This is a genomic window from Micromonospora sp. CNZ285 (assembly GCF_004637285.1).
Genome location: NZ_SPQD01000001.1, coordinates 1,836,046 through 1,848,335, shown reverse-complemented (window position 1 = coordinate 1,848,335; position 12,290 = coordinate 1,836,046). Strand labels below are relative to the sequence as shown.

The window sequence follows — 12,290 nt, the reverse complement described above, 5'->3', positions numbered from 1 at the left end:
AGCGTCGGCGCGGCCTAGCCCGGAAGCTGTCCGCATATCGAGACGGGCGGGATCACCTCCTGGTTGCGGTAGACGGCGGCCCTCCAGCTCGGCCCGCCCGACGCCACGATCGGCGGTATCCGGGGCGCCCGGGACGGGCTGAGCAGGCTGAGGAACTTGTTGATCACCTGGACGACCGGTTCCAGGATCCGGTAGCCGATCCCGAACCGCGCATGCACACCGAGCCCGACACCCCGGCACAGCGCGTACGGCGCGCCGAGCGCGGAACCGATGGTGGCGCCGTACGAGGCGATCAGCTCGAACCAGATGCCGGCGGTGAACAGGAACGCGCTGATCCCCATCGTGAACCGCACGCCGTGCCGCACGACCAGGCCCATCACGCCGACCGGCACGCCGGTGAGCGAGTCGAGCAGGCTCACCCGGCGCGCGAAGCCCTCCGTGACGCGCGAACCCACCTGGCCGTTCGCGTAACCGAACCCGAGCTTGCCGGCCAGCGCGTACTCACCGGCGCCGCGGAACGTGCCCCGGCGGGCGCCGAACGCGGTGGCCACCTCCAGCGTCTGACTCACCGTGAACGACAGCGGCAGGCCGGCGACCAGCCCGATCGGGAACGCGATGTCGACCGGGACCGGGAACGTGCGGCGGTGGTTCTGCCCGCCGTCGATGCCGGCGGTGAAGTCCACCTTGATGCCGAAGCCGCCGCCGATCTCCAGCTCGGCCCGGGTCACCTTGCCCGCGCCGACGGCCAGGTGGAACGACGCGGCCGGGCGGCCGACCGTCAGCGTCACGGTGCCGGCCAGCCGGAGCCCGCCGTCGTCGTACGTGAAGTGCGTGCCGACGCCACCGGCGCAGCAGAACGTCCGCACCCGGTAGCCGTGGGCACCGGCGGCCGCCTGCCCGCCCGGCGCCGGTGGCGGCTGCGCGGGCTCGACGGCGAGCGGACGCGACCGGCCCAGCGTGCCGCCGGCCGCCGCGACGTCCCGGGTCCACGACGGTTCCCCCGCCACGTAGACGGTCGGGCGGTCGAGCGTGACGCCGTCGCCGCCGAACGTGCCGTCCCGGATCACCTCGGTGAGCGTGACCGGGCCGATCGTGACGACCAGGTCGCCGCCGGACTCGGCCAGGTCGAGCACCCTTCCCACGCCGCGTCCGGTGAGGAACATGACCCGGCCGGGCGCGAGCCGGTCCGCGTCGCGCGCGCCGGGATCGAGCCGCCAGGTCAGCCCGTCCGGGCTCACCGACCGCACGGTCCGGCTGCCTCCGCCGACGAGCACCACGTCCGGTTGCAGCGTGACGTCCTTCCCCGGCATCGGAGCCTGCCCGTACCGGGGCTGTTCCCCGTCGCCCGCGTCGGCCGGACCCGGTGTGGGGCCGCCGCATCCGGTCGCCGCGAGCAGCACCACCAGGCCGGCTGCGAGCAGCCGTCGGCCGCGCACCGGCCGCCTCACATCCGGCCGGCGACGGTACGGGCGAGCCGTTCCAGCGGCGCCCGGTTCTCCTGCGGGTCGTTGAGCCGCATCAGCCGCACCGCGACCCACAGCTCGCCCTTGCGCAGGAAGAACGCCTCGTCGGTGAGCAGGGCCTCGTCGGCCGTGCCGGTCAGCTCACGGATCTCGTGCCCGAGCTGCCGTTCGATGTCGAGGTACTTCTTGGCGCCCTCGCCCACGAACACCTCGACCTGGGCGGTCGGCCCGGTCACCGGTCCGGTGTAGGTACAGGACTGCCCGGCCACCACCGGTTCGTCCAGCGGCGTGCCGGCGAGGCGTTCGGCGTCGGCCTTCGACACCAGCGTGCACGCCTGTGGGGCGGCGTCGTCGTCCACGGGTTCGGCGCTCGGCTCGGCCGGCGGCTCCCCGGTCGGCTCCGCGACCGGCGCGCCCGCACCGGGCGGAGCGCCGCCGGCGGCCGGCGGTTCGTCGTCGCCGCAGCCGGCGGACGCGGTGAGCAGGGTCGCGGTCAGCGCGAGCGCGATCAGTCGGCGGCTTCGCATGGCTGCCCCGCTCAGGCCGGGATCGCGTCGAGCGTGCGGCGCAGGATCTGTTCGTTGCCCGCGGTGCCGCCGCCGAAGCTGCTGATGGTCACCGTGTACGTGCCCTTGCCCTCGATCAGCACCGCCTCGCCGCGGATGTCCTTGACCGCGAGGTAGCCCCGCTCACCCCGCTCCAGGTCGACGACCTTCTCGTACTGCTGGCCGGCCTGGTCGTACTGGTAGTCGTAGGTGGCCTTGCCTGCGGTGGCGGAGGCGGTGGTGACCGCCAGCTGGGCGATGCCGTCGCCGAACGAGCAGTTCCCCTCGTCGCGCAGCTTGCGGTCGACCAGTTCGGAGACCTGGGCGGCGGTGAACGGGCACGGGGGCCGGACGTCGTCCACCGCGCCCGCGTCCACGTCGCCGCCGTCCCCGCCCGCCGCGGAGTCGGCCGGCCCGCCGTCGACGATCCCGCCGCCGGAGTCGCACCCGGCCGGCGCGAGCAGGGCGAGCAGCAGCAGGGGCAGGATCAGCCCTCGCGGGAGCCCGCCGTCGCGGCGGGCACGGGCGGTCCGGGCCGGTGTGAGCGCGTCAGTTGCCATGGCCCGACGCTAGGCGCGCCGTCACCGGCCGTAATCGGGGGTTTCCCTATGCGGTGACCTTGCCGACGGGCTCGTCCGCCCCGGCCGGCGGCGCGTCGGCGCCGCTGCGCCGCCCCACCCGGATGGCGAGCCGATCCACGTAGCCGACCATGAGCGCGACGAACAGCAGCACGAACAGGATCAGCATGGGCAGCGGCAGGATCAGGCCCAGCGGAAGCTCGCCGCCGGCGCCGAAGGCGCGGCCGGCGATCATCGTCACCAGCGCGGGAGCGGTGAGGCTGTCCGGGCCCCGGCCCACCAGCGTCGCCCACAGCGGCGACTGGGCGTGCGCCAGCCAGGTCGGCAACGCGGTCACGGCCAGCATCGGTAGCGCCGGCAGCAGCAGCGTACGGCCGGCGCCGCCGGAGCGCCACCGCTCGTGCTGGCCCCGGAACAGCAGCGTGATCGCGAACAGCGCGGGCACCGACAGCCAGGTCGGCGGCACCAAGCCGAGGAACAGGCCCAGCTGGCCGAGTTCCCTGGTGCGCTCGAAGGCGGCGATGGCCAGCGGGCCGACACCGACGAACAACCACGGCGCGAACGGCACCAGCAGCAGTTCGCTCCAGCGTCCGAGCGGCCGCAGCGCGCCGATCCCGAACCCGGCCAGCGCCGCGAGCGTCACCGCGACGAGTGTGGACAGCAGCGGCGGCACCCAGGTGTTGGCGAACACGGTCGAGGTCTCGACCCCGTTGGGCAGCCGCCCGGTGTCGGCGGAGAAGTTCCGCAGCCACGGCAGCGACGCCCAGACGGTCACGCCGAGGACGACGACGAGCGCGACAGCGGTCAACCCGACGAGAAGCGGCCGGCGGCCGGAGAAGGACTCCGCCTCCCGGACGGCCGGGCGGTCCTGCCAGCCGTCGAACTCGATGCGCAGCCGGGTGGCCAGGATGAGCCCGACCGCGGCCAGCCCGAGCAGGCCGAGCAGCACCAGCAGCAGCGTCGACGTGGCGGACCCGACACCGAAGCGCATCGTCCGGAAGGTGGTCTGCACGGCGGTGAACACCGGCGTCGCAGTGGATTCGCCGCGCGGCCCGCCGCCGGTCAGGATCAGCGGGGCGGCGTAGGTCTGCAGGGCGGCGGCGAGGACACCCAGGCCGAGCAGCCCGCCGACGGCCAGCATGGCGGGCGCGGGCCGGTCGTCGGGGTCCCGCCGGCGCAGGGCGCTCAGGTACAGCGTCGCGGCCACCGCGACGACCAGCCCGGCGGTCACCTGCGCCGTCGCCGAGGCGAGGAACACACGCGGGGACTGCAGATCCTGGACGAGGCCGCCGTCCTCGATGCCCTCGGCGCGCATGCCGAGGAACACCGCGACCGGCGCGTACGCGGCGAGCGGCAGCGCGAGCACGCCCCGGGCGGCCAGGCGGGTGACCCGGCCGGCCCGGTCGGTGAGGACCGCGAGCAGCGGGGCGGCGAGCAGCGCCACCGCCAGCGGGATCAGGGCGAGCAGCACCGCGAACCCGACCTGTCCGACGAACCCGGAGGTGAAGGCGGCCTCGTAGTTCGCCGTACCGGCCGACTGGCCCGAGCGGCGCGGCCCGTCGGCCTGGAAGCTGCGGGTCACAGTGGACAGCGTGGGCAGGACGTACGACCAGATCCAGGCGATCACCGCCGGGACGATCAGCGCCAGCCCGATCAGGGCCCGCGCCGGGCGGTTGGGCTGGGTGGGCTGAAGCACTGGCACTGTCGCCTGCGGCGCTGCCGGCTGGTTCATCGGGACATCCACCCTCGAAGATCGACGATCACGGCCGCCGCGACGATAACCGACCCGGTCAATACCGGCAGCGCCACCGGCCCACGGCCGCGCGGGGGCGGCTAGGGTCGCAACCGTGCGGACCAAGCAGGAGCTGTCGACGGCGATCCGGGAACGACGGCGGGCGGCGCTCGTGGTCAACGCCCACTCCCGCCGCGGCCGGCGGCTCTACGACACCGTCCACGCACGCCTGCGGGGGGCCGGTTTCGCGCTGCTCGGCGCGTACCCGGTGGACCGGCCCGGCGAGCTGGACCGGGTGCTCGCCGAGGCCGCCGGCCTCGGGCCGGACCTGCTGGTCGCCGGCGGCGGCGACGGGACGGTCGGCGCGGCCGCGCGGCTGCTCGCCCACCGGGACATCGCGATGGGTCTGCTGCCGCTGGGCACCACGAACAACTTCGCCCGTACGGTCGGCGTCCCGCTCGACCTCGACGCCGCGATCGGGGTGCTCACCGGCGGCAAGGTCATCGACGTCGACCTGGGCCTGATCGGCGACACCCGGTTCACCAACCACGTCGGGATCGGGTTGTCCGCGGACATCATGCAGGCCGCGCCGCCGGGGCTGAAGCGGGTCGTCGGGCGGCTCGCGTACCCGATGACCGGGCTGGGGCTGCTGGCCCGGCACCGGCCGCTGGCCGTGACGGTCCGCGCCGAGGGCCGCGAGCACACGTTCACCACCCACCAGGTGTACGTGGCCAACGGCGGCTTCCACGCCGGCCGGCCCATCACCGCCGACGCCACCGCCGACGACCGGCTGCTGGTCGCGTACCCGGTGGGTGGGCCGACCCGGCGCGGGCTGCTGCGCGAGACGGCGCGCAACGCGGCGGCCGGCCACCGCCGCACCCTCGGCGAGGAGCCGTTCCTGGCGGTACGCCAGCTGTGGCTGGACACCGACCGGCCGGCCCGCATCGAGGTCGACGGCGAGCCGTACGGGCAGACGCCGGTCCGCATCGGCCTGGACCCGAACGCGTTGCGGCTGATGGCGCGGGCGGACAGCCCGGATCACTGACCGTCAGGCCCAGTGTTCCTCGTCCGGCAGCGGGATCTCCGTGTTCTGCTCCACCGCGTCGGCGGCGGTCAGGTCGTCGCGCACCGACTCGCCGAGGCCGGCCCGGTCGCTCGGCGGGCGCAGCACGCCCTGCTCGGCCAGGTCCGCCTCGCTCGCCTCGGGCACCGCCGCGTCGACCGTGTCGGGCGGACCGACGAGTGTCTCGTCCTGCCGCTGTTCCTGCGCGTCGGCCTCGGGCGGCCGGCGCAGCGCGTCCTCGCTCATCGCGTCCCCGTCACGCCGTGCGCCGCACGTACGGGGCGCTCTGGTCGGCCACCTCGCCGTACTCGGCCGGGAGCTGCGTGACGACCTGCGCGTAGGCGGCTGGGTCGACGGCGTCGCGCAGCACGTCGAACACGGCGGTGATCCCGTCCCGGGCGGCGTCCACGTCGACGTCGGCGCGTCCGCTCACCCGCTCGACGAACACGTCGAGCCCGAACGGTTCGGCGTCCTCGGCCGGGCCGAACGCGTACGCCCGCAGCGCCTCCGGCAGCCGGTCGGCGAGGTCACGGGCCTCCCCGCCGTCGATCCGCTCGGCCAGCGTGGTCAAGGTCGCCCGGGTGATCGCGGTCGCCTGCTCCGCGGACGCGCCGCACCGCTGGGCCACCGCGCCGATGAACTGATCCTGGTCCATCTCGCCGCCTTCCTCCGCCGGGATCGCCGGATTCCCACGCTGGACCTCCGCAAACAGCCGCCGTGCCGGGGGGTAGCCTGCAGCGCGGAACCCGCAGCGAGGAGGCCCTGACAGTGCAGCCGACGACCGTGGACGTGCCCACCCCCGACGGAACCGCTGACGCCTACCTGGCCACGCCGGGGACCGGCGGGCCCTTCCCGGCCGTGCTGCTGTTCATGGACGCGTTCGGGCTGCGGCCCCGGGTCGCGGAGATGGCCGCCACGATCGCCGAGCGCGGGTACGTGGTGCTCGCCCCCAACCTGTTCCACCGCGCCGGGCGCGCCCCGCTGATCGACCTCGGCGCGCTCGCCGACGACAGCCGCCGCGGCGCCCTGTTCGAGAGCATCGGGCCGATGATGGCCGCGTTGACGCCGGACGCGGTGGCCCGCGACACCGCCGCCTACCTGGACTTCCTCGCCGCCCGCCCGGATGTCGCGCCGGGACCGGCGGCGATCACCGGCTACTGCATGGGCGGCACGAACGCGCTGCGCGCGATCGAGGCGCTGCCCGACCGGATCGCCGCGGTGGCCGCGTTCCACGCCGGCCGGGTGGTCACCGACGCCCCGGACAGCCCGCACCTGGCCGTCGGCGCGGTCACCGGCGAGCTCTACTTCGGGCACGCCGACGCCGACCCGTCGATGACCGCCGAGCAGATCGCCACGCTGGAGAAGACGCTCGACGCCGCTGGGGTGACCTACCGCTCCGAGGTGTACGCCGGCGCCCGCCACGGCTACACCCAGTCGGACACCCCGATGTACGACGAGCAGGCCACGAAGCGGCATTGGACGGCGCTGTTCGACCTGCTCGACCGCACGTTCCGCCGCTGAACCGCCCAAGGCGCGCGGGAGCGCGGCCGACGATTCACCGGCCCCGGGGCGGGTAACCGCCGTCATGGCCGACCGCCGCGCCGACACCGTCCGCTCGCCCCTGGACCGGGCGGTCGAGCGGGGCGGTCTCGCGTTGTCCCGGGCCCGCGCCGAGGGCGGCGCGGCCGGCCGGAACCGGCTGCGCCAGCTGGAGATCACCGTGGTGATCTCCGCGCAGGCCGGGCTGGCCGCGGCGCTCGCCGCGCTGATCGCCCAGGAACTGCTCGGTTCCGGCGCGCACGTCTTCGCCCCCGCCGCCGCTGTCGGCACCATCGCCACCGCCATCGGCCAGCGTGCCCGGCGCACGTTCGAGCTGCTCATCGGCGTCGGCCTCGGCATCCTGGTCGGAGACCTGCTGCGCGCGCTGCTGGGCAGCGGATCCTGGCAGACCGGCCTGGTGGTCACGCTGGCCATCGCCACCGCGCTGCTGGTGGCCGGGCGCGGCGGCGCGCTCGTCGGCCAGGCCGGCGGTACGGCGGTGCTGATCGCCACGCTCGCGCCGGTGCAGCCCGGCCTGGAGCTGCCCCGCATCTTCGACGCGCTGGTCGGCGGCCTGGTCGGCCTGTTCGTGGTGGCGCTGCTGCTGCCGGTCAACCCGATCCGGGTGCTGGACCGGGCGGTGGAACCGGTGGTCGCCCGGCTCACCGAGCAGCTCGACGCCGTCGCCCACGCGCTGACCCGCCGCGACGCCGACGCGGCCCAGCGCGCCCTGGAGGACCTGCGCGGGATCGAACCGGACATCGGGCGGCTCAACGACGCGCTCAGCGGAGCCGAGGAGGTGGTCACCATCGCGCCCGCCCGCTGGCACCGCCGGGCCCAGTTCCACAGGTACGCCGAAGCGACCCAGCACCTCGAACGCCTGGTGCTGTACGCCCGCTCGATCGCCCGCCGCTCCGCCACCGCGCTGCAGTACGACGAGCCGGTTCCGCCCGCGCTGCCCGACGCGGTGGCCCGCCTCGGCCAGGCGGTACGGGAGCTGAAGCGGGCCTGCAAGTCCGGTGAGGACCTGGAACGCACCCGGGAGCTGGTCCGGTCCGGCGCCGAGCTGGCCGGGCGCGCCTGGTCGCAGGGCGTACGCGCGTTCGGCGAGGCGATGATCAGCGACCTGCGGACCGCGCAGAGCGAACTGCTACGGGCCACCGGCTGCCGGCCCGAGGACGCCAACGGCAGTGTGCGCCGGGCCGCCGGTGCGGGGGAGTCGGAGGCCCGTCCACCGGCCCGCGCCCGGATGAGCCGGCCGGTCCCGCGCCGGCCCGGCGTACGGCACCGGCCGAAGGCCACCGGGCGTCAACTGGCACCTGCCCGGGCCGGTCCGGCTGGCTAGCGTCGGCGTATGGACATCCGTCACGACGCGCCAGCCGCGCGGTTCGCCGCGTTGAGCACCGCCCACGTCGCCGACGCCTGCCTGCGCGCCGGTGTCCCCGTCCGCTGTGCCCCGGCCGCCGTCGTCCCGGTGCTGCCCGGGCGGCGCCTGGCCGGCCCGGTGCGCCCGGCCCGGCACGCCGGCAGCGTGGACGTCTTCCTGGAGGCGATCGAGCAGGCCGCCGAGGGGGACGTGCTCGTCGTCGACGACGGCGGGCGCACCGACCGGGCCTGCGTCGGCGACCTGGTGGTGCTGGAGGCGCGGGCCGCCGGCCTGGCCGGGCTGGTGGTGTGGGGCGCGCACCGGGACACCGCGGACCTGGTCGCGGTCGGGCTGCCGGTGTTCAGCCTCGGCGCCACCCCGAGCGGTCCGCTGGAGCTGGACCCGCGCCCGGACGGGGCGCTGGCGCACGCCCGGGTCGGGCCGTTCACCGTCGGCCCGCGGGACCTGGCGCTGGCCGACGACGACGGCGTGCTGTTCGTGGCCGCCGACCGGGCCGGGGAGCTGTTCGACCTGGCCGAGTCCATCCGGGACACCGAGCGGCGGCAGGCCGACCGGATCCGGGCCGGGGAGTCGCTGCGCGCGCAGGTCGGGTTCGGCGCGTACCTGGCGGCCCGGGAGGCGGACCCGGCGTTGACGTTCCGGGCGCACCTGCGGGCGGTGGGCGGGGCGATCGAGGAGTGACCCGGTCAGCCGCCGCGCGCCCACAGCGCCAGGCGTACCCGGTTGGCGCTGCCGGTCTTCGTCATCAGGCTGGTGATGTGCGTCTTCACTGTGGTCACCCCGATGTGCAGCCGCTCGGCGATCTCGGTGTTCGACAGGCCGTCGGCGACCAGGTCCAGCACGTCCCGCTCGCGGGCGGTCAGGTCGGCCGTCCGCCGGGGCGCGCCGGCGCGGGCGTGCACCGCGCGGTCGACCAGCCGGCGCAGCACGTCCGGGCTGAACGGGCTGTCGCCGGCGGCGGCGCGGCGGACGCCGTCGAGCAGGTCGCCCGGCGGCGCGTCCTTGAGCAGGAACCCGCAGGCGCCGGCGGTCAGCGCGGGGTAGAGATGGTCGTCGTCGCCGAACGTGGTGAGCACCATGATCCGGGTGGCGGGCCGGTCGGCGAGGATGCGGCTGGTCGCGGTGATGCCGTCGACGCCGGGCATCCGCAGGTCCATCACCACCACGTCGGGTCGTAGCCGGGCGGCGAGGGCGACCGCGTCCCGGCCGTTGTCGGCCTCACCGACGACCTCGAGGTCGGGCTGGGCGTCGCAGAGCATCCGCAGGCCGGCCCGGATGAGGTGCTGGTCGTCGACCAGCAGCACCCGGATCACGCCGGCTCCGGCGTGCCCGCGCGGGGCCGGGGCGCCTGGTGGGCGGGCCCGGCCGGGGGCAGTACGGTCCGGACCCGCCAGCCGGACCCGGTGGGCCCGGCCTCCAGCCGTCCGCCGAGCACCTCGACCCGTTCCCGCATGCCGACGATGCCGTGTCCGCCGCCGGTGGGCACCCCGGCGGGCGCGGCGCCCCGCCCGTCGTCGGTGACCGCCCAGTGCACCGCGCCGTCCTCGACCGACACGGTCAGGTGTGCGCGGGCCGCCGCGCCGGCGTGTTTCGCCACGTTCGTCAACGCCTCCTGGGTCAGTCGCAGCACCGCCTGGCCGCGTACCGCGTCGAGCGTGCCGACCGCGGGGTCGACGTCGGCCTCGACGACGACGCCCGCCTGCCGGGCCCGGTCGACCGCCGCGCCGAGCGCGGCCGGCAGCGCCGACGGCTCGATCGCGGTCAGCGCGGCGTCGCCGCGGACGCCGTCCGGGTCGCGCAGCACCGCCACCAGCCGTCGCAGGTCGGTCAGCGCGGCCGTGCCGGTGGCGTGCACGTCGTCGAACACCTCACCGACCCGGGGATCCAGGTCGGGCAGCACGTGCCGGGCCACGCCGACCCGCAGCACCATCGACGCGACGTGGTGCGCGAGCACGTCGTGCAGTTCCCGGGCGATGGCGCCGCGCTCGTCGGCGCGGGCCGCCCGGCTCTCCGACTCGCGCCGGCGCCGCTCCGCCTCGGCCCGCACCTCGGCCTGCCGCCCGAGTTCCCGGGTGGTCCGCACGACCAGCCCGAGCAGCAGCGGCAGGCCGACGGTGACGGCCAGCCCGAACAGGCCGGCGAGCGCCCGACGGACCGGTTCCCCGATCTGGCCGGACAGGTCGACGGCGGCGAGCAGCCCGGCGCCCAGCCAGATCGTGCGCGGCCGGGTGGCCCGCATGGTCAGCTCCAGCAGCGCCCAGCTCGCTCCGACCTGGTTGATCATCACGTCGTCGACCAGGACGAGCGCGGCGACCAGCAGGGCCGACTGGACCAGCAGGTTCACCAGGGGCCGGCGGTGGCACAGCAGCGCCAGCACGAACGCCGGGACCGCCAGCGCCCACTGCGTACCGGTGGCGGCCGGGCCGCCGTGCGCGCCGAACACCAGATAGCCGATGCCGCTGAGGTCCAGCAGCAGGACCCGCGCGAACGTGTCCCGCGCGTCGAACAGCCGACCGACCCAGCCCACCGCGTCAGCCTAGGCAACCGGTGCGGCCGGAGCCACCGCGTTCGCCGGCCGCCGCCACGCGGAGCGCAGTCCGAGGTGGACGGCCAGCCCGATCGGGCCGAGCAGGACGGTGAGCAGCAGCACCGGGGCGGTGAGCAGGGCCGGCAGCCCTCGCTCCCGGGAGTCCTGCCAGATCCACCTGCCGACGAACAGGTCGAAGGCGATCATGTGCGCCCAGGCCGCCGCCGCGCCGTCGGCGGTGCCGAGCAGGTCCCGCAGGCCGTCGAGCGTGGGCGCGGTCACCACCGGCAGCACCGTGCCGAGCGCGGGGAGCACCAGGGCCGCGTAGACGAGCAGCACCGGCACCACGATCAGCGGCGAGCCGACGATCCGGCCGGTCCAGGACCAGCGCGGCGCCAGGATCATCAGCGCCCAGAACGGGGCCGCGAGCGCGAACGTCAGGCCGAACAGCGCGGTGCTCATCCGACCAGCACCACCTCGGTACGGCGGGCCCGGCGGGCCAGCACCAGCGCGGTGGCCGCCGCCGTGGCCGCGACCAGCACGGCCGCCGCGGCGAGCGTGAGCGCGTCCGGCGCGAGCAGCGGCTGCCCGCGCAGCGCCTGGCCGGTCACCAGCAGCGTCAGTGCCGCGTACGCGGTCCCGCCGACGAGCACCAGCCGGGCCCGGGTCAGCTCGTCCAGCCGCGCGCCGAGGAACCGGTCGAGCAGGATCGCCAGCAGCGGCAGCGCCTGCAACGCGTGCATGCCGACGAAGTGCCCGACGCGGAGGTCGCCGCCGGTGGTGCTCCAGCCGAGCAGCGGCAGCCCCGGGCCGCCGTCGGGCACACCGACGCTGTGCGCTCCGCTGATCCCGGCGGGCGCGCCGGCCGGCTGCTGCGCCACCATCGGGAACGCGACGAGCATGCCGAGCAGGGACACGGCGAGGCCGAGCCGTACCGCGTAACCGCCGGCCCGGTCGGCGAGGGACCGGCGGGACAGCACGACCGCCAGCACGAGCTGGGCGGCGAACAGGACGGTGATCGCGGCGCCCATGACGCTGAACAGCATCGAGTCCAGCGTCGTGGTGCCGTTGAAGTGACTGGTGGTGCCGCGCAGCACCTGGCCGACGATGACGACCATCTCCACCACGGCCATGGCCACGATCACGGTGGCCGCCCGCTCGGCCGCCCGGCTGCGGCGGGGCAGCAGGGAGAGCATCCAGGCGAGCGTGACGCCGTAGAGGACGAACGAGATCGCGAACTTCAGGGGCTTGAGCCAGATCGGCGCGCCGGTGAGCACGCGCGGGTCGGCGAGCACGCCGACCGCGGCGACGACGGTGAGCACCGCCATCGCGGACACGAGGAGCATCAGGGGGCGGTGCCATCCGGCCGCCCGGTTCCGTACCGTAGTCATGCCTGTAGATGCTGGTGGCGGGCCGGGCCGGTCGCGCCCGCCCGGAGGCCGCGTTCGCGGCCACG

14 protein-coding genes are annotated in these 12,290 nt (G+C 75.7%); 4 read left to right on the top strand and 10 right to left on the bottom strand.

The genetic code is table 11. The annotated features are described in order from the left end of the window. Positions 1-14: 14 nt before the first annotated feature. Genes CLT75_RS08535 through CLT75_RS08520 form a run of 4 tightly spaced genes read right to left on the bottom strand, consistent with a single transcriptional unit; the run spans position 15 to position 4,318 of the window. Positions 15-1,436, bottom strand: coding sequence for a hypothetical protein (locus CLT75_RS08535; protein ID WP_135240293.1), 1,422 nt, complete (start codon positions 1,434-1,436; stop codon positions 15-17). Positions 1,437-1,444: 8 nt separating this feature from the next. Then, positions 1,445-1,990 (bottom strand): hypothetical protein, encoded by a 546-nt coding sequence (locus tag CLT75_RS08530; protein WP_135240292.1) that lies wholly within the window; start codon positions 1,988-1,990, stop codon positions 1,445-1,447. Positions 1,991-2,001: 11 nt separating this feature from the next. Next, positions 2,002-2,568 (bottom strand): hypothetical protein, encoded by a 567-nt coding sequence (locus CLT75_RS08525; protein WP_135240291.1) that lies wholly within the window; start codon positions 2,566-2,568, stop codon positions 2,002-2,004. A 46-nt stretch (positions 2,569-2,614) separates the two neighbouring features. Continuing rightward, a complete protein-coding gene (locus tag CLT75_RS08520; protein ID WP_135240290.1) occupies positions 2,615-4,318 on the bottom strand; it encodes a sugar ABC transporter permease in 1,704 nt (567 codons plus the stop codon). A 115-nt stretch (positions 4,319-4,433) separates the two neighbouring features. On the opposite strand from CLT75_RS08520, the gene CLT75_RS08515 reads away from it, so the two are divergent. Continuing rightward, a complete protein-coding gene (locus CLT75_RS08515) occupies positions 4,434-5,363 on the top strand; it encodes a diacylglycerol kinase family protein (RefSeq protein ID WP_135240289.1) in 930 nt (309 codons plus the stop codon). A gap of 3 nt (positions 5,364-5,366) precedes the next feature. On the opposite strand, the gene CLT75_RS08510 is transcribed toward CLT75_RS08515, so the two are convergent. Together CLT75_RS08510 and CLT75_RS08505 are read right to left on the bottom strand one after the other, a co-directional pair. Beyond that, entirely contained in the window at positions 5,367-5,627 is a 261-nt protein-coding gene (locus tag CLT75_RS08510; protein ID WP_013476688.1) for a hypothetical protein, read from the bottom strand. Positions 5,628-5,637: 10 nt separating this feature from the next. Then, positions 5,638-6,036 (bottom strand): DUF2267 domain-containing protein, encoded by a 399-nt coding sequence (locus tag CLT75_RS08505; RefSeq protein ID WP_135240288.1) that lies wholly within the window; start codon positions 6,034-6,036, stop codon positions 5,638-5,640. A gap of 113 nt (positions 6,037-6,149) precedes the next feature. Between CLT75_RS08505 and CLT75_RS08500 the strand changes: the two genes are divergently transcribed. From CLT75_RS08500 to CLT75_RS08490, 3 genes are all read left to right on the top strand, one after another. Next, positions 6,150-6,902, top strand: a complete 753-nt coding sequence (locus CLT75_RS08500; protein ID WP_135240287.1) for a dienelactone hydrolase family protein — start codon at positions 6,150-6,152, stop codon at positions 6,900-6,902. A 64-nt stretch (positions 6,903-6,966) separates the two neighbouring features. Further along, positions 6,967-8,265 (top strand): FUSC family protein, encoded by a 1,299-nt coding sequence (locus CLT75_RS08495; RefSeq protein WP_135240286.1) that lies wholly within the window; start codon positions 6,967-6,969, stop codon positions 8,263-8,265. A 9-nt stretch (positions 8,266-8,274) separates the two neighbouring features. Further along, positions 8,275-8,988, top strand: coding sequence for an RraA family protein (locus CLT75_RS08490; RefSeq protein ID WP_135240285.1), 714 nt, complete (start codon positions 8,275-8,277; stop codon positions 8,986-8,988). A gap of 5 nt (positions 8,989-8,993) precedes the next feature. On the opposite strand, the gene CLT75_RS08485 is transcribed toward CLT75_RS08490, so the two are convergent. From CLT75_RS08485 to CLT75_RS08470, 4 genes are read right to left on the bottom strand one after another with little or no spacing between them, the layout of a single operon-like run. After that, on the bottom strand, positions 8,994-9,620 hold the full coding sequence (locus CLT75_RS08485; RefSeq protein WP_135240284.1) for a response regulator transcription factor: 627 nt from the start codon (positions 9,618-9,620) through the stop codon (positions 8,994-8,996). Continuing rightward, positions 9,617-10,834, bottom strand: a complete 1,218-nt coding sequence (locus tag CLT75_RS08480) for a histidine kinase (RefSeq protein WP_135240283.1) — start codon at positions 10,832-10,834, stop codon at positions 9,617-9,619. Before CLT75_RS08480 ends, CLT75_RS08485 begins: the two co-directional genes overlap by 4 nt. A 9-nt stretch (positions 10,835-10,843) precedes the next feature. Beyond that, on the bottom strand, positions 10,844-11,296 hold the full coding sequence (locus tag CLT75_RS08475) for an ABA4-like family protein (protein WP_135240282.1): 453 nt from the start codon (positions 11,294-11,296) through the stop codon (positions 10,844-10,846). After that, positions 11,293-12,225 (bottom strand): hypothetical protein, encoded by a 933-nt coding sequence (locus tag CLT75_RS08470; RefSeq protein ID WP_135240281.1) that lies wholly within the window; start codon positions 12,223-12,225, stop codon positions 11,293-11,295. The genes CLT75_RS08475 and CLT75_RS08470 overlap by 4 nt, the downstream gene beginning before the upstream one ends. Between the last annotated feature and the right edge of the window lie 65 nt (positions 12,226-12,290).

Coding starts and splice junctions, on each gene's coding strand:
- CLT75_RS08530 (WP_135240292.1), bottom strand. CDS start 1,990: ATGCGAAGCCGCCGACTGATCGCGCTCGCGCTGACCGCGACCCTGCTC.
- CLT75_RS08525 (WP_135240291.1), bottom strand. CDS start 2,568: ATGGCAACTGACGCGCTCACACCGGCCCGGACCGCCCGTGCCCGCCGC.
- CLT75_RS08520 (WP_135240290.1), bottom strand. CDS start 4,318: ATGAACCAGCCGGCAGCGCCGCAGGCGACAGTGCCAGTGCTTCAGCCC.
- CLT75_RS08510 (WP_013476688.1), bottom strand. CDS start 5,627: ATGAGCGAGGACGCGCTGCGCCGGCCGCCCGAGGCCGACGCGCAGGAA.
- CLT75_RS08505 (WP_135240288.1), bottom strand. CDS start 6,036: ATGGACCAGGATCAGTTCATCGGCGCGGTGGCCCAGCGGTGCGGCGCG.
- CLT75_RS08495 (WP_135240286.1), top strand. CDS start 6,967: ATGGCCGACCGCCGCGCCGACACCGTCCGCTCGCCCCTGGACCGGGCG.
- CLT75_RS08490 (WP_135240285.1), top strand. CDS start 8,275: ATGGACATCCGTCACGACGCGCCAGCCGCGCGGTTCGCCGCGTTGAGC.
- CLT75_RS08475 (WP_135240282.1), bottom strand. CDS start 11,296: ATGAGCACCGCGCTGTTCGGCCTGACGTTCGCGCTCGCGGCCCCGTTC.
- CLT75_RS08470 (WP_135240281.1), bottom strand. CDS start 12,225: ATGACTACGGTACGGAACCGGGCGGCCGGATGGCACCGCCCCCTGATG.